Raw genomic sequence first — 15,572 nt, 5'->3', positions numbered from 1 at the left:
CCCCTTTTGCAGCATATCCTTGCGCAAGACAAGTTGCTCCTTGCGGGTTGACTTGCAGGCCGGTCCATCGTCACCCATATTCAGTCAAAAGGAGTAGATGTGGCCGACAAGACACCGACCCGTAGCCCCAATCAGCGCCCCCAGACAGCCAAGGCAAGCGGCGCGATCGCCGATTTCGTTGCCAAAGTGGGAGCGATGGCCGAAGCGCGTGAACCGATGGCCGCCGGGCAGCGAGGGCGCCTGTTGTTCGCCATGGATGCGACGATGAGCCGCCAACCCACCTGGGACATGGCGTGCCAATTGCAGTCGGAAATGTTCGAGACCGTCGCCAAGACCGGCGGGCTCGATGTGCAGCTCATCTATTTTCGTGGGTTTGGAGAGTGCCGGGCATCCAAATGGGTGTCGGACGCCCGCAGCCTTGCAGGGCTGATGACCGGCATCGATTGCCGCGGCGGCCACACCCAGATTTCCAAGGTGCTGTCTCACGCCCGTACCGAGCACAAGACGAAAAAGATCAATGCTATTGTCTATGTCGGCGACGCCATGGAAGAAGACATCGACCGGCTGGCGCAAAAGGCTGGCGAACTGGGTCTTTTGGGGTGCCCGATGTTCATCTTCCAGGAGGGCCATGACGGCGTGGCGGAAAGCGCGTTCCGAGAATTTGCGCGCCTCACCAAGGGCGCCTACGCGAAGTTCAACGCCGGCGCCGCCGCCGAGTTGGCGGCGCTGTTGCGTGCCGTCGCCGCCTATGCCAGCGGCGGGCGGTCGGCCCTGAAACTGCAGGGGAGTGGGTCGGCGCGCCTGCTCCTCGAACAGCTCTCATGATCTGGCTTTTCGCGGCTGGAGCCGTCGCTCTCGTTGTTGCCTATTTTTCTTCGCTGTTCATCTCGGGCGAAATTCGCAAGCTCGTGCGCGCGCTGCGCTGGCTGGTAGGCGGGGCAATGGTTGCAGGCGCCGCCTTTCTGGGCATACGCGGCCAGATGATGATCGCCAGTATTTTGGCCGCTGGCGGGATCGGCGTTCTGATGCGGGGACGGCTCGGACCGATCGATTTCGGGGCCGGCATGGCGAGCCCCAATACAGCGTCCACCGTTTCTTCCACCTTCTTTTCGATGCGGCTCGACCATGACACCGGTTCGGTTTCGGGCACCGTGCGGGCCGGGCATTTCAAAGGCCGCGAGTTGGCCGATCTTTCGGCAGAGGAATGCTGGGCGCTTTATGACGAAGTCTCCGACGATCCCGACTCGATCGCCTTGCTGGAAAGCTGGCTCGATGCCAATCGGTCCGGCTGGCGCGACTATTTCGCCGCCGAGTTCGGCATGGAAACCGAGGCTGGTGCCGACGAGGAAAAACGCGAAGCAAGCGGCGCGGTCAACACCACCGAGGAAGCCTACGAAATCCTGGGCCTCAAACCCGGCGCAACGCCCGATGCCATCCGTTCGGCGCATCGCGCGCTCATGAAAAAGATGCATCCTGACGCCGGCGGATCGGCGTTTCTGGCCGCCAAGATCAACCAGGCCAAGGATATGCTTCTCAAGCACGCCACGGAGACGCGAAAGCGCTGATCGCGGCTTTTTAGGAACGTTCCCCTTCGCGTTGCGTTGGGTCCCCTTTGTCTATGGGGGAATTGTCATGAAGACTTTCGTCATCAACGCGCCGGTATTTTTCGGCTCCCTGATCATTATCGGTCTTTTTCTCGCCGTTGGGCTCGTTGCGCCCAATCAGGCTGAAGTCTTTTTTAGCGCGCTGCAATCGACGATCCTCGAGAGTTTCGGCTGGCTCTATCTTCTGGCCGTCGGCATCATGATGATCGCCGTTCTGCTAATTGCCGCCTCGCGGTTCGGCAACCTCAAGCTCGGTCCCGACGATTCGACGCCGGACTTTGCCTATCACTCCTGGATCGCCATGCTCTTTGCCGCCGGCATGGGCATTGGCCTCATGTATTACGGCGTCGGCGAGCCCGTTAGCCATTATGCGGCGCCTCCGACCGCAGAGCCCTATACGATCGATGCGATCCGAGAGGCGATAACGGCGACCTTCTTTCATTGGGGCGTTCATGCCTGGGCGATTTATGCGGTCGTCGGTTTGGCGCTCGCCTATTTCGGCTATCGCTTCAACCTGCCCCTCACCATTCGCTCCGGGCTCTATCCCCTGCTCAAGGAAAAGATCAACGGACCCATCGGGCACGCCGTCGATATCTTTGCCATCGTCGGCACCGTCTTCGGTCTTGCGACCTCGCTCGGCTTCGGCGTCAACCAGATCGGCGCGGGGCTAGAATACCTCATCGGATTTCCCAACACGCCCGAAGTGCAGGTCGCGCTCATTGCCGGCATCACTGCGGTCGCCACCATTTCAGTCGTCACAGGGCTGGACAAAGGCGTCCGCATTCTTTCGGAAGCCAACCTCGTCGTCGCCGTTCTCCTCATGCTCTTTGTGCTGATCGTCGGCCCGACCGGCGAGTTGATGCGCGACCTCGTTCAGAATGTGGGCCTGTATCTCGACCGCTTCGTCCTGATGACGTTCAACCTTTACGCCTACGATCCGCGCTCATGGACGGACGACTGGACACTGTTTTACTGGGCGTGGTGGATTTCCTGGTCGCCGTTCGTAGGGATGTTCATCGCGCGCATTTCGCGTGGACGCACGGTGCGTGAATTCCTCGTTGCCGTGCTGTTTATCCCGGCAGGCTTTACCTTCATCTGGATGACGGTATTCGGCAACACGGGCATCATCGTGGACATGACATCCGCCGCCGGGGCATTGAGCACCGCGATTGCCGACGACATATCGGTAGGATTGTTTCAGTTCTTCGAATATCTGCCGTTCTCGGGTGTCACATCAACGCTGGCCATCATTCTAGTCGCTGTGTTTTTCGTCACGTCGTCTGATTCAGGATCGATGGTGATCGATACGATCGCGGCCGGCGGGGAAACCAACACGCCCACGATCCAGCGCGTGTTCTGGTGCGTTCTCGAAGGTGTCGTGGCATCGCTGTTGCTGCTTGCCGGCGGACTTGCCGCCCTGCAGGCGGCGACGATCGCATCGGCACTGCCGTTCGCCCTCGTCATGCTGGCGCTCATCTTGTCGCTGTTTATCGGCATGCGGGCCGATCTGGGCTCCATGGCTGCTGTCGGCAGCGCTTCGCTTCCGCAACCAGCAAGTGGTGTGACCTGGCAACGCCGGTTGGCCATGATGCTCAAGGCCCCCACGTCGCACGATGTCGATGCCTATATCGACACCGACGTTTCTGCCGCACTTGAGGCGGTGAAGGCAGAGCTCGACAAACGCGGTCGCGCCACGGACATCACCCGCAACGACACGACGGGCGCGGTGTCTCTTACCGTACCGGCGGACGGTGTCCGCGACTTCGTCTATGGCGTGCACCGCGCCGAGCACAAGCTGGCGGCGTTCTCAGCGCTCGAAGCGTCTCGGCCCGATCTACGCTATGAGGCGCGCACCTATTTCTCGGATGGAAGCCGCGGTTACGACATCATGGGCATGAGCCGCGACCAGATCATCACCGACGTCCTGGTGCAGTTCGAGCGCTATCTGGCGCTTGTGGCGTCGCCGGCTTCCCAGATCCTGACCGGTGCTCCCGAGCATGCGCCCGAAACCGTCGAAGTCAGTAGTTCTTCATCTTGAGGTGAGGAATACCGGCGTCCATGAATTCGTCGCCAAAGGCAACAAATCCCAGGCGGGCATAAAAGCCGATCTTGTCCGCCTGGCTCTCGAGATAGCAGCGCGTCTCGCCGTGCTGATGGGCGACTTCGACGGCGTAGTCGATCAATTGCGCACCAAGTCTTAGCCCGCGATGCGACGCTGCCACTGCGACCCGACCGATCTTGGCGTGTTGCTCCTTGAAGAGGATTCGTGCGACCGCAACCACCGCGCCATCCATGATGCCAACCACATGGGTGGCCGTCATGTCGTCGGTGTCGTGCTCTAGCTCTTCGGGGACATTCTGCTCGATGATGAACACCTCACGCCGCAGCGCAAAGCCCAGATTGCAGAGGGGCGAAAACACCGGCACAGTCAGGAATATGCAGCCCGGTTGAGACATGATCAGAGCTTTTGCGCCCCCGCCTGCCGCATTGCGGCAAGGATCAGATAGGCGCTAACGCCCACGCCCGCCGCCAATAGCAAAAGCTGCACCGGCCAGGCCAATCCCGACGTCATGACCCAAAACGTGTTGATCGTCGGCACGCCCGCCAGCAGCACTGCATATAATATCCGCATTCCCGTCTCCTCCCAACTTTCCCCTGTCTATATCGGCAGGGCCGTCATGCAAAGACGCTGGCGCCCCGATCGGCCGTGCCGACGAGCTGACGGAATCCTGCGAACAATTCGCGTCCCATGCCGAAATGTTCATGCTCGAGATTTTCCGTTGCCGGCGTCCGGGCCAGGAAGGCGCGTTCGTCACCCAAATAGGTGAGCGTCCCCGCTTCCGCATCGAGCCGCAGCATGTCGCCTTCGCGGATCTTGGCAATCGGACCACCATCTGCAGCTTCCGGCGTCATGTGAATGGCCGCCGGCACCTTGCCCGAGGCCCCCGACATGCGACCGTCGGTCAAAAGAGCGACCTTGATCCCACGGTCCTGAAGGATACCCAGAGTCGGCGTCAATTTATGAAGTTCGGGCATGCCCACTGCCCTTGGCCCCTGAAACCGGATGACCGCGATAAAATCGCTCGTCAACTCGCCGGCTTTAAAGGCATCGAGCAGACCCTGCTGGGTGTGGAAGACTTTGGCGGGTGCTTCGATGACCCGGTTTTCCGGCTTGACCGCCGAGACCTTGATCACCGATTTGCCCAAATTGCCCGACAGCAGCTTCAGCCCGCCGGTCTTGGCAAACGGCTCTGTCGCCTTGGCCAAAACCTTGGGATTGCCGCTCTCTTTTGGCGCCGGCTCGAAGCTCAGTTCTTCTTCGATATAGCGCGGCTCCTTGGTGTAAGCCTCCAGCCCCTTGCCCCACACGGTCGTTACGTCTTCGTGCAGATAGCCTGCATCGAGCAGTTCGCGGATCAGGAACCCCATGCCCCCAGCGGCGTGGAAATGGTTCACGTCAGCCAGCCCATTGGGATAGACGCGCGCGAGAAGTGGCACGACGTCGGAAAGCGCCGACATGTCGTCCCATGTGATCCGAAGACCTGCCGCATTGGCCATGGCAACCAGATGCATCGTATGGTTGGTCGATCCGCCCGTCGCCAGAAGGCCTACCAGGCCGTTGACGATCGATTTTTCGTCGATCACATGCCCGGCCGGGGTATATTCATTGCCCTGCGCGGTGATGGCTAAAGCGCGCTTCACGGCCGCTTTGGTCAGCGCATCGCGCAACGGCGTGCCCGGATTGACAAAGCTTGCGCCCGGCAGGTGCAGGCCCATGATTTCCATAAGCATCTGGTTGGAATTGGCGGTGCCGTAGAACGTGCAGGTGCCGGGGCCATGGTATGATTTGCTCTCGGCTTCGAGCAGCTCGGCGCGTCCGACCTTGCCTTCCATGAACAGCTGGCGCACCCGCGCCTTTTCGTCGTTCGGCAGACCGGTGGTCATCGGGCCGGCAGGAATGAACACAGCCGGCAGATGCCCGAAGGTCAACGCTGCGATCACCAGACCCGGCACGATCTTGTCGCAGATGCCAAGATAGGTCACCGCATCGAACATGTTGTGCGAGAGGCCGACAGCCGCCGACATGGCGATCACGTCGCGCGAAAACAGCGACAAATCCATACCCGTCTGGCCCTGAGTCACGCCATCGCACATCGCCGGCACGCCGCCCGCCACCTGCGCCACGCCACCCGCATCGCGCGCCGCCGCACGGATCAGGTCGGGATAGGTCTCGTAGGGCTGATGGGCCGAGAGCATGTCGTTATAGGCTGTGATGATCCCGAGGTTGAGCGCCTGATCTCCGGCCAGCGCCGCCTTGTCGGTCGGCCCGCAGGCCGCAAACCCATGCGCGAGATTACCGCACGAGAGCGCCGCCCGGTGCACGCCCTTGTCGCGCGCCTTGTCGAGCCGGTCGAGGTAATCGCGGCGCGAGAGTTCCGAGCGCGCGGCGATACGATCGGTCACGTCCTTGATTGCGGTCTTTACGGTCATTGTCGCCTCCTGAGCGAGGAAAGGTGGAGGGCAGAAATCGGGTTGGCGTTACGGACACCAATAGAGCGATACGGGCACATGGCTCTGAGAGAGCACTGCGCGCACCGGCATGGCTTCGACCGGTCCGGTCTCGAGCGCCTTGTCGAGCGTTTCCGCTTTCTCCTCTCCTTCAATATGGAGATAGAGGGAGCGGGTATCGAGGACCTTGGGCAAGGTTAGCGTCACGCGCGGTTCACCCGCCCCCGGTGCGCGAATGGCCAGCGCGGGCCCTGCATTGCCCAGCGCGTCTTCCAGCGTATCGCCGCCGGGAAAAAACGATGCCGTGTGCCCGTCATTGCCCATGCCAAGGATCACCGCATCGAACGGGCTCGGAACGGCGGCCAGCCGCTCGTTGGTCTTGGCGATCCCTTCGGCATCGGGTGCTTCGCCGCCCGAATAGAGCGGCACGAAAATCGCCTCGGCGGCAGGGCCGGCCAGAAGGTTGTCCTTGACCAGCCCGGCATTGGAGCGATCCGAGCTTTCATGCACCCAGCGCTCGTCGACCAAAGTGATCGTGACGTTCTCCCAATCGACATCGTCACGGGCCGAAAGCACCTCGAAGAACCGCTTCGGCGTCGAGCCGCCCGATACAGCGAGCGAAGCCCTGCCGCGCTCATCGAGGCCCGCATTGAGATTGTCGGCAACCGCCTCGGCCAGCGCCTCGGCCAGCTTGTCGCGATCGGAAAACACGTTGCGCTCGATGGTCATGGTCTATGCTCCGAAAAAAAGATGCGGGCTGGCAGCGGGGATCAGTAATCCCCTTCGTGCCAGGTCCGTCCGTCACGCTCGATCAGCGCGACCGAACCGGTTGGCCCCCAAGTACCAGAGGTATAGGTCTGGGGCGCGTCGGACGAATTGTCCCAGGCTTCGCGAATGGGATCGATCCAGCGCCACGCCGCTTCGAGTTCGTCGCGGCGCATGAACAACGTCTGGTTGCCGCGAATGACGTCGAGCAGCAGCCGCTCATAGGCTTCCGGGGTTCGTTCATTGAACGTTTCGGCGAACGAGAGGTTCAGCGGCACTTCGCGCAGCCGCATGCCCCCGGGGCCGGGATCCTTGATCATCAGGAACAGCTTGACGCCCTCGTCGGGCTGCAGCCGGATCACCAGCCGGTTGGGCTTTGGCGCCCCCTCGGCGTGATCGAAGATCGAATGGGGTATGGCACGGAACTGGATGACGATTTCCGATACACGATTGGCCAGCCGCTTACCCGTGCGCAGATAGAACGGCACGCCCGACCAGCGCCAGTTTTCGACCTCGGCCTTGATCGCAACGAAGGTCTCAGTTTTCGATCCCTTCTTGTCCTCGGGCAGTTCGTCCTGATAGCCGGCGACCGAGCCACCATTCACCGCGCCGCCCTTGTATTGTCCGCGCACCGTGCACTTGGAGACGCTTTCGCCCGTAATGGGCTTGAGCGACCGCAAGACCTTGAGCTTTTCGTCGCGCAGCGCATTGGCATCGTCCGATGCCGGCGGCTCCATGGCGACGAGGCACAAAAGCTGCATCATGTGGTTCTGGACCATGTCACGCAGCGCGCCGGAATCATCGTAATAGCCGCGCGTTCCCGCGCCCACGTCCTCGGAAACCGTGATCTGGACGTGGTCTATATGGGCAGCATCCCAGATGGGTTCGAACAAGATATTGCCGAAGCGAAGGGCCAGAAGGTTCTGGACGGTCTCTTTGCCCAGATAATGGTCGATGCGATAGACCTGATCTTCGGCGAACACTTCCGAGATGGCATCGTTGATTTCCATCGAGGATGCCAGATCGTGGCCGAGCGGCTTTTCCACGACGACCCGCGCGTCGCGGCGCCAATAGCCCTTGTTGTCGAGATATTCGCAGATCGGCCCGAACAGCGATGGCGCGACAGCGAGGTAGAAGGCACGCACGATCTCGGGATCGGTGCGCAGCGCCTTTTCGAGGTCAGCCCAGCCGTCCCGGTTGGACACGTCATTGGCGACATAGGAAAAGCACGAGATGAATTTGTCGACCGTCGCCTTGTCCTGATAGTCGGCTTCCACGAACTCGGTCACCGCATCGCGGGCCAGTTTCTGAAACGCCTTGTCGCTCATTTCGGTGCGCGACACGCCGATGATGCGCGAGCGCTCATCGAACTGACCGTCGGCAAATCGGTGGTAGAGCGCAGGGATCAGCTTGCGCTTGGTGAGGTCGCCCGTCGCCCCGAAGACGACATAGTCGAAGGGCTGGACCGGAATGATACGTGCGGACAAGGACGGGCCTCCGTCGGTTCAGGATATATCGGCTGTGGCAGCGTTCTGGCAGGCCAGGATGACGGCGCCGTGCAGCGGCTCGGCGCGCGGCATGCACACATAGTCGCCATAGCGGATTTCGAGCAGAGGCAGCAGCCTTTGCCCAAAGCCGCCGACGACGGCCAGCCTGTTTGCACCACAGGATTTGAAGTAAGACACGTAGCGGTCGATAAAGCCAAGCTCGATCTCCATGAGATCGAGCGCCACGGGATCGCCCTTGTCGAAATAATCCATGAACAACGGCATCAGCGCGCCGTAATCGGCGGGTTGACGCTTGTCGAAGCTCCAGGCCATCACCGTGTTTACGTCGCCGCCCAATTGCTTGATCACAGCCTTGGTCAGGGGCGATGTCGGCACCAGCCCGTCATCGGCCTCGACCGCATACCGCACCAGTTCGCGCCCTAAAATTGCGCCCGACATCTGGTCGCCGATGTGAAAGCCCCAGCCACCGACCTGGAAACGCTGGCCATCGACCAGCGCCATGCCCGCCGATCCGGTGCCCACGATAATCACCGCCCCGTCTTCGCCCTCATGGGCGCCGGCACGGGCGATATCGATATCGTCATAGACCGTTACCTTTTCGAACGGCCAGTCGCGCAGGGCAAAGGCTTCGCGTGCGGAGGGCAGCCGCGCCCCAGCCATGCCAAAGCACGCCTGGGTCTGGGTCGTCGCGGCAAAATCGAGCCCGGCCATCGCAAAGACCTGACGCGTGCCTTCCTGGATCGAAAAATACGCCGGATCACCGCCCTCGAGCTGAAGGTTGGAGCGTCCACCCCTCGCCTCGGCGAGCGTTCTAAGATTGGCGTCGGCAAGCCGGATGCGGCAATTGGTGCCACCGCCATCAACGCCGAGAAAATATTTGGGCACGATCGGGTTCGCTCCGGAATCTGGGCTTTCGGTCCTTGATGCATGCGCATAGGACGAAAGTATTATAAGGTCAAATCGTAATTGGGTCCGATTACCGGCCCAAGCATCGGCCAAAGCTTGCACTTTGCGCAAGCCCGACACACATTTGGTATTGAATGAAAGCGGAGGCCAGGTTTTGAGCGGTCATATCCTAGTGCTGGGCGGAGCACGATCGGGCAAGACGGCGTTGGCCGAGCAGCTTGCCATCCGCAACAGCAAATCCCCTGCCTATCTTGCGACAGCCGAAGCCCTCGACGATGAAATGCTCGAACGCGTCTCCGCGCATCAACGCTCGCGCGAAGGGCGGTTCACGACCATCGAAGAACCCCTCGAACTGCCCCAATCGATCTTCGCTGCGGCGCAAGCCCATGACGTGATCCTCGTCGATTGCCTGACGCTGTGGATCACGAATCTCCTCAGCATGGAGCGCGACGTCGCCGATGAAGTCGACATGCTGGTCGAGGTTCTTGGGGGGATCGAGAACACCCAGGTCATCCTGGTCTCGAACGAAGTCGGTCTCGGCATCGTCCCCGACAACGCTCTCGCCCGCACCTTCCGCGACCTCGCCGGCGCCGCCCACCAGGAACTCGCCGCCATCTGCGATCACGTCTATTTCGTCGTGGCCGGCATCCCCATGGTGGTCAAAGGCCAAGCGCCCACGGCTTGAGGTGTTGGGAAAGCGCGCTTGGTCCCAACCCGCTCCCCAAGGGAGAGGGTGGCCGGCAGACCGGTGAGAGGGCCTTGAGCGCCCGCCCAATCAGATCACAAGCCCTACAAGCGCCCACACCGGCAAAATCGCCAGCGCGATCACCATGGCCCGGTCATAAAGCCGCACAGCCATCCCGATATCGTCCGCAGTCAGCAACCGCTTCCCCTCGCCCATCCTGGGCAAATCCACCATCTCGCCATCATAAGCCCGTGGTCCACCCAGCCCGAACCCCAGCGCCCCGGCCATGGCCGCTTCCGGCCAACCGGCATTGGGCGAGGCATGGTGCGGCGCATCGCGCTTTGCCGCCGCCCAGGCCGCTTGCCCATCGGCGTCCGGCATGAGCCGCGCCGCAAACGCAAACAGCAACGCCGTCAGCCGCGCCGGGATGAAATTGACAAGATCATCGAGCTTGGCGCCCGCCCATCCGAACGCCGCATAGCGCTCATTGCGGTGCCCGATCATGGAATCGGCGGTGTTGATCGCCTTATAGACAGCCGCTCCCGGCAGCCCGAACAGCGCGAGATAGAACAGCGGGGCGATCACCCCATCGGAGGTGTTTTCCGCCAGCGTCTCGACGGCTGCGCGCGACACGCCCGCTTCATCGAGCGCACTTGTATCGCGCCCCACGATTTCACCCACCGCCCGCCGCGCACCCTCGATGCCGTCCTGCCGCAGCGCCGTGGCCACCGCCATCACCGCATCGCGAAGCCCCTTCTGGGCCAGAAGCGTCGAGGCCAGCACCACCTCGATCACCCAACCCAGCCACACAAACCGCAGCACCGACTGGATGCCGAGCGTCACCACCAGCGTCGTCAGCACCACGACGACCATGCTCACGACGCCCAATCCCAACCGCGTCTCGAACGATTTTTCCGGGTCGTTGAACCGCGCTTCAAGCCCTTCGATGAGCTTACCGATCCACATCACCGGATGGCCGATCCTGTCGACCACCCACGCCGGATAGCCGACAAAGCGCTCAAGCACGGTCGCCAGAAACGCGATCATGCTCCTGGCTCCCGCGCCAGCGCCAGAATCGCATCGAGGTCGAGATGGGCTTCCAGATGCGCACCCAGCGCATCGAGCGTGGCGTCGATATCGGCATCAAAATCGAGCAGCGGATCAGTTGCGATCCCGAGCCGCGCCAGAAAATCGCGGCGGAAGTCGTCGGCAGCGAACAGTCCATGCAGATAAGTCCCCATCACCCTGCCATTGCCCGCCCGCGCGCCTTCCGGCGCCCCATCGACCATGGCAAAGGGCCGCCGCGTATCACCGCCCGTCGTCACGCCCATATGCATATGGTACCCGCTGAGCGCCAGCCCCGCGACGGCATCGACTGCGCGTTCCAATCGCAACTGCTTTTGCCCCTCCAGCCGCGTCGTGACGTCGAGATGCCCCAGACCCACCGTTTCCCCCGGCCGGCCCTCGATCCCCTCGGGATCGGCAACGCTTTGGCCCAGCATCTGGTAGCCACCGCATATCCCGAGCACATGCCCACCGGCCCGGATATGCGCAGCGAGATCGATATCCCAGCCTTGAAGACGGAGAAAATCGAGATCGGCCCGCGTAGCCTTCGATCCCGGCAGGATCACAAGCTTGGCGTCCCGCGGCAGCGCTTCGCCCGGCTGGACGATCACGAGTTTCACCCCCGGCTCACGTTTCAACGGATCGAGATCGTCGAAATTGGCGATGCGCGCAAACCGTGGCACGGCGATCACCATATCGCCCGAACTTGCATTATCGGCCTCAAGCGCCAGCACGTCCTCTGCAGGCAGACGATTAGCCTTGTCGAAATGCGGAACCACCCCGAAACAGGGCCGGCCCGTCCTGCCCTCGATAATCTCCCGCCCGGCATCGAACAGCGAAGAATCGCCGAAGAACTTGTTGATCAGCGTTCCCACGATCAGATCGGCATCGCTTTTCTCCAGAACCGCAAACGTTCCGACAATCGAGGCGATCACGCCACCACGATGGATATCGCCCACCAGCAGCACCGGCGCGTCGACCGCCTGCGCGAAGCCAAAATTGGCCAGATCGTCCTCGCGCAAATTGACTTCCGACGCGCTGCCCGCGCCCTCGACAATTACCAGATCGACATCTGCCGCGAGTTCAGCGAACGCATCCACCACGTCCGGCATGAACCGGGACCGCTCGGCGAAATAGGTGCGCGCGCTCATCGACCCGACGCGCTTGCCGCGCACCACCACCTGCGAACCAGTGTCCTTTTCGGGCTTGAGCAGCACCGGGTTCATCGCCGTCACCGAGGCTTTTCGCGCCGCCAGTGCCTGCAGAGCCTGCGCCCGCCCGATCTCGCCGCCATCGGTGGTCACCGCTGCATTGTTGGACATGTTCTGCGGCTTGAAGGGCGCAACGCTCAGCCCGCGATTGGCAAAGGCACGGCACAGCCCGGCAACGATCAGCGACTTGCCGACATCGGACCCCGTCCCCATAACCATCAGCACGCGCGCCATTAGGATGCCGCCTCGATGACATGGGCGTAAGAGCCCATCACCTTGCCGATCTGCGCGCCCATCGGCGCCATCTCGGTCCCAATCGCGTCGCGCGCCATAAACAGCGGCGGCAGATCGCTCGGCCCCGACCGCGAATAGTGAAACTCGTGCCCCAGAATCTCGCTACCCCATGGCAATGGCGAAGTATGCGACAGTCGCCGATAGCCCAGCACCCGCTTTGGCCGGTCTATCGCCGTCGAGACCGGCAGCAACCCGGTCATCTTGTGGACGGTGCCCTCGCGATCGGTCAGGGTCTCGCCGATCACCATAAAGCCCCCGCACTCGCCATAAATCAGCGCGCCCCGGTCGCGCGCAGCGACCAGCCCATTACGAAACCGTTCCGCCCCGGCCAGCGCGGCCCCGTGCAATTCCGGATAGCCCCCGGGCAAAAACACCGCGTCGCAATCGTCCGCCGGCCCCTCATCGCCAAGCGGAGAAAAAAACCTGAGCTCCGCCCCCGCCGCGTGCCACGCACCGAGCAGATGCGGATACAGAAACGCGAACGCCGCATCCCGCGCGATCGCAATCCGCTGTCCCAGCGGCGGCAGCGCGGGCACATCGTGCGCGTCACGAACCGGCGCGGCCATCGCGCCCAGCAGGCGGAAATCAATATGCGTGGTCATCACCGCACCGGCCCGCGCGATAAATTCTTCCACGCCCTCGATATCCTCGGGCAGCACCAGTCCCAGATGCCGCTCCGGCAGCGCCAGATCGGTGCGCCTCGGCACCGCGCCAAGACACGCCATGCCTGCGCGCGCCAGCGCATCGCGCAGCATGGTCTCATGTTTGTCCGAGGCCACCTTGTTGAGGATGACGCCAGCCACCCGCACATCATCGCGAAAGCTCGCAAACCCATGCACCAGAGCCGCCACCGATTGCGCCTGCCTGTCGCAATCGACAACGAGGATCACGGGCAGCCCCAGCGTCGCCGCCAAATCCGCCGTCGAACCCTTGCCATCAAGGGCGCTATCGAACAGCCCCATTACGCCTTCGACCAAGAGCATGTCGCGCCCGTCGGCATGCGCCCACGCCCGCCCTTTCAGCGTTTCGGCCGTCATCGCCCAGGGGTCGAGATTGATCGCTGCATCGCCCGCCGCGCGCGATAGAAATGTCGGGTCGATATAGTCGGGCCCGGTCTTGGCCGGCGCCACGCGATAACCCGAATTGACCAGCGCTCGCGCAATGCCGAGCGTGATCGCCGTCTTGCCCGACCCAGACCGCGGCGCCGCAATCACCAATCCGCGCGGAGCCTCAGCCAAACCGGTTCTCCCTCAGCGCCCCTACATACCAATCGAGCCCCTCGCGATAGCGCGAAACGGGACCTATCACGATGATGGCCGGAGTCGGGATATCGCCTGGCAGCGCATCCACCTGAGCCAGCGTCGTTTCGATCACCGATTGTTTCGGGGACGCGGCATGAGAAACGATTGCTACGCGATCCGCGGGATCACGCCCGCCGGCCAAAAGCTTTGCCGATATCGAGCCGAGATGTTTCACCGCCATATACATGACGATGACCGGCGCCGCCTTGGCCACTGCGTCCCAATCCGCGCCCTGCGGCACTCCGCCCTTGTCGTCGTGCCCGGTCAGAAACATCACAGCATGATTGGTGTCGCGATGGGTTACGGGGATGCCGGCATACGCCAACCCGCCCACCCCTGCCGTTATCCCCGGCACGATGCGGAATGGGATGCCTTCGCGCGCCAGCGTTTCGGTTTCCTCCCCGCCGCGACCAAACATCATCGGATCGCCGCCCTTTAAGCGCAGTACCTTTTTCCCGGCGCGGGCATAATCGATGAGCTTGAGCGTGATGTCTGCCTGTTTGGGCGAGGGCTTGCCGCCGCGCTTTCCGGCAAAAACGGTTTCGGCTTTCGGGTTGGCCATATCCAGAAACCCTTCGCCGACCAAAGCGTCGTAAACGACCACATCGGCTTCGCCCAGCGCATGATAGCCCAGCAGCGAGATCAGTCCCGGCGCGCCCGGCCCTGCCCCCACCAGCCACACCGAACCGGGCGCAAACGCAGCGAACCCGGCTCCATCGAGCCGGGCGAAATGACCTTGCGTTGGCGCCTTGCGGCGCAACCAGCCCAGCATCTCAAACTCCGCGTGCGTCCAAATCGATTACCGCTGTATAAAGCGTGCTTATGAGCAACGGCAACGCGTATCACCAACGGGGGCGCATCCTCATTCTAGGAGGAACAGGCGAAGCGCGCGCGCTCGCCAGCCGGCTCGTCGAGCAGGGCCGTGCCGTCACCTCCTCGCTGGCCGGCCGCACCGCAACGCCCAATCTGCCGCCCGGCGCTATCCGCGTGGGTGGGTTCGGCGGCGCAGATGGCCTTGCCGATTATATCAGGTCCAATGCGGTTTCGCTGGTCATCGACGCCACGCATCCCTTCGCCGCGCGCATTTCGTCAAACGCGGTTGCTGCCTGCGCCGCCACCGACACCGATTTTATACGCCTCGACCGTCCACAATGGCAGCGCCCCGAGGGCGCCGAGTGGATCGAGGTGCCCAATTTCGAGGCCGCCGCGCAAGCCCTGCCGCCCGATGCCAAGGTCCTGCTCACCATTGGCCGCCAGGAGGTCCCGGCCTTCTATCCTCGCACCGATTGCCAATTTGTCGCGCGCGTCATCGAACATCCGCGCGCCGCGCCGCAGTCCTGGCGCATCATCAAGGGGATGGGGCCCTTCGCCCTCGAAGACGAGCGCGCGCTCCTGCGCCGAGAAGCCATCACCCATCTCGTGAGCAAGAATTCAGGCGGCACTCACACCGTCGCCAAACTCGACGCCGCCGCCCAATTGGGCATCCCGGTGATCATGATCCAACGCCCAGAATTGCCGCCCGCCGCGACAGCGTCGAGCGTTGCCGATCTGCTTGAGATGATCGGGCTGAGATAAAGCAGGGCAGCAAGGCCCCCTCACCCGCCGCTCCGCGGCGACCTCTCCCCCAAGGGAGAGGTTGAAGTGGGCAAAACCAGCAGTTCGTTCTTAACCTCTCCCCTCGGGGGAGAGGTCGGCGCAACGCGCCGGGTGAGGGGGCCTTCACC

General features: G+C 62.6%; 15 protein-coding genes. 5 read left to right on the top strand and 10 right to left on the bottom strand.

Annotated features, from left to right (window positions below; all coding sequences use genetic code 11):
* Positions 1-99 precede the first annotated feature (99 nt).
* From BLR31_RS09710 to BLR31_RS09700, 3 genes are all read left to right on the top strand, one after another.
* Positions 100-825 (top strand): hypothetical protein, encoded by a 726-nt coding sequence (locus tag BLR31_RS09710; protein WP_090595378.1) that lies wholly within the window; start codon positions 100-102, stop codon positions 823-825.
* Positions 822-1,565, top strand: coding sequence for a DnaJ domain-containing protein (locus BLR31_RS09705; protein ID WP_090595375.1), 744 nt, complete (start codon positions 822-824; stop codon positions 1,563-1,565). The genes BLR31_RS09710 and BLR31_RS09705 overlap by 4 nt, the downstream gene beginning before the upstream one ends.
* Positions 1,566-1,632: 67 nt before the next feature.
* The gene (locus BLR31_RS09700) at positions 1,633-3,642 is read left to right on the top strand and encodes a BCCT family transporter (RefSeq protein ID WP_090595373.1); all 2,010 of its coding nucleotides are present in this window, start codon (positions 1,633-1,635) and stop codon (positions 3,640-3,642) included.
* Here the strand turns inward: BLR31_RS09700 and BLR31_RS09695 are convergent.
* Genes BLR31_RS09695 through BLR31_RS09675 form a run of 6 tightly spaced genes read right to left on the bottom strand, consistent with a single transcriptional unit; the run spans position 3,623 to position 9,271 of the window.
* A complete protein-coding gene (locus BLR31_RS09695; protein ID WP_090595370.1) occupies positions 3,623-4,060 on the bottom strand; it encodes a GNAT family N-acetyltransferase in 438 nt (145 codons plus the stop codon). The two genes, BLR31_RS09700 and BLR31_RS09695, sit on opposite strands and share 20 nt — an antisense overlap.
* Positions 4,061-4,062: 2 nt before the next feature.
* A complete protein-coding gene (locus BLR31_RS21675) occupies positions 4,063-4,236 on the bottom strand; it encodes a hypothetical protein (RefSeq protein ID WP_176762598.1) in 174 nt (57 codons plus the stop codon).
* A 44-nt stretch (positions 4,237-4,280) separates the two neighbouring features.
* Positions 4,281-6,095 carry a phosphogluconate dehydratase gene (gene edd / locus BLR31_RS09690; RefSeq protein ID WP_090595368.1) on the bottom strand — a complete coding sequence of 605 codons (1,815 nt, stop codon included), beginning with the start codon at positions 6,093-6,095 and terminating at the stop codon, positions 4,281-4,283.
* Between the two features lie 48 nt (positions 6,096-6,143).
* Positions 6,144-6,842, bottom strand: a complete 699-nt coding sequence (gene pgl, locus BLR31_RS09685) for a 6-phosphogluconolactonase (protein WP_090595365.1) — start codon at positions 6,840-6,842, stop codon at positions 6,144-6,146.
* A 41-nt stretch (positions 6,843-6,883) separates the two neighbouring features.
* Positions 6,884-8,365: a glucose-6-phosphate dehydrogenase gene (gene zwf, locus BLR31_RS09680; protein WP_090595364.1), complete on the bottom strand. Its 1,482-nt coding sequence runs from the start codon at positions 8,363-8,365 to the stop codon at positions 6,884-6,886.
* Positions 8,366-8,383: 18 nt separating this feature from the next.
* A complete protein-coding gene (locus BLR31_RS09675; RefSeq protein ID WP_176762597.1) occupies positions 8,384-9,271 on the bottom strand; it encodes a glucosamine kinase nucleotide-binding domain-containing protein in 888 nt (295 codons plus the stop codon).
* Positions 9,272-9,446: 175 nt separating this feature from the next.
* On the opposite strand from BLR31_RS09675, the gene cobU reads away from it, so the two are divergent.
* Positions 9,447-9,977, top strand: coding sequence for a bifunctional adenosylcobinamide kinase/adenosylcobinamide-phosphate guanylyltransferase (gene cobU / locus BLR31_RS09670; protein ID WP_090595677.1), 531 nt, complete (start codon positions 9,447-9,449; stop codon positions 9,975-9,977).
* Between the two features lie 90 nt (positions 9,978-10,067).
* On the opposite strand, the gene cbiB is transcribed toward cobU, so the two are convergent.
* The 4 genes from cbiB to cobA are packed head-to-tail and all read right to left on the bottom strand — an operon-like array spanning position 10,068 to position 14,620.
* Positions 10,068-11,024, bottom strand: coding sequence for an adenosylcobinamide-phosphate synthase CbiB (gene cbiB / locus BLR31_RS09665; protein WP_090595358.1), 957 nt, complete (start codon positions 11,022-11,024; stop codon positions 10,068-10,070).
* A complete protein-coding gene (locus BLR31_RS09660) occupies positions 11,021-12,487 on the bottom strand; it encodes a cobyric acid synthase (RefSeq protein ID WP_090595354.1) in 1,467 nt (488 codons plus the stop codon). The genes cbiB and BLR31_RS09660 overlap by 4 nt, the downstream gene beginning before the upstream one ends.
* Positions 12,487-13,785 carry a cobyrinic acid a,c-diamide synthase CobB gene (locus tag BLR31_RS09655; RefSeq protein WP_090595351.1) on the bottom strand — a complete coding sequence of 433 codons (1,299 nt, stop codon included), beginning with the start codon at positions 13,783-13,785 and terminating at the stop codon, positions 12,487-12,489. Before BLR31_RS09655 ends, BLR31_RS09660 begins: the two co-directional genes overlap by 1 nt.
* Positions 13,778-14,620, bottom strand: coding sequence for a uroporphyrinogen-III C-methyltransferase (gene cobA, locus BLR31_RS09650; protein WP_090595348.1), 843 nt, complete (start codon positions 14,618-14,620; stop codon positions 13,778-13,780). The genes BLR31_RS09655 and cobA overlap by 8 nt, the downstream gene beginning before the upstream one ends.
* Positions 14,621-14,670: 50 nt before the next feature.
* On the opposite strand from cobA, the gene BLR31_RS09645 reads away from it, so the two are divergent.
* Positions 14,671-15,423 (top strand): cobalt-precorrin-6A reductase, encoded by a 753-nt coding sequence (locus BLR31_RS09645; RefSeq protein ID WP_090595345.1) that lies wholly within the window; start codon positions 14,671-14,673, stop codon positions 15,421-15,423.
* Positions 15,424-15,572: the final 149 nt, after the last annotated feature.

This window comes from Pelagibacterium luteolum (assembly GCF_900100665.1).
GTDB lineage: Bacteria > Pseudomonadota > Alphaproteobacteria > Rhizobiales > Devosiaceae > Pelagibacterium > Pelagibacterium luteolum.
The sequence above is the reverse complement of the archived record's forward strand: the minus strand, read 5'-3'. Positions and strand labels throughout refer to the sequence as shown.

Excerpts from the sequence above, each read along its gene's own strand:
- BLR31_RS09645 (WP_090595345.1), top strand. The coding sequence starts at position 14,671 with ATGAGCAACGGCAACGCGTATCACCAACGGGGGCGCATCCTCATTCTA.
- pgl (WP_090595365.1), bottom strand. The coding sequence starts at position 6,842 with ATGACCATCGAGCGCAACGTGTTTTCCGATCGCGACAAGCTGGCCGAG.
- BLR31_RS09700 (WP_090595373.1), top strand. The coding sequence starts at position 1,633 with ATGAAGACTTTCGTCATCAACGCGCCGGTATTTTTCGGCTCCCTGATC.
- BLR31_RS09705 (WP_090595375.1), top strand. The coding sequence starts at position 822 with ATGATCTGGCTTTTCGCGGCTGGAGCCGTCGCTCTCGTTGTTGCCTAT.
- BLR31_RS09695 (WP_090595370.1), bottom strand. The coding sequence starts at position 4,060 with ATGTCTCAACCGGGCTGCATATTCCTGACTGTGCCGGTGTTTTCGCCC.
- BLR31_RS21675 (WP_176762598.1), bottom strand. The coding sequence starts at position 4,236 with ATGCGGATATTATATGCAGTGCTGCTGGCGGGCGTGCCGACGATCAAC.
- cbiB (WP_090595358.1), bottom strand. The coding sequence starts at position 11,024 with ATGATCGCGTTTCTGGCGACCGTGCTTGAGCGCTTTGTCGGCTATCCG.
- edd (WP_090595368.1), bottom strand. The coding sequence starts at position 6,095 with ATGACCGTAAAGACCGCAATCAAGGACGTGACCGATCGTATCGCCGCG.
- cobA (WP_090595348.1), bottom strand. The coding sequence starts at position 14,620 with ATGCTGGGCTGGTTGCGCCGCAAGGCGCCAACGCAAGGTCATTTCGCC.
- BLR31_RS09660 (WP_090595354.1), bottom strand. The coding sequence starts at position 12,487 with ATGGCGCGCGTGCTGATGGTTATGGGGACGGGGTCCGATGTCGGCAAG.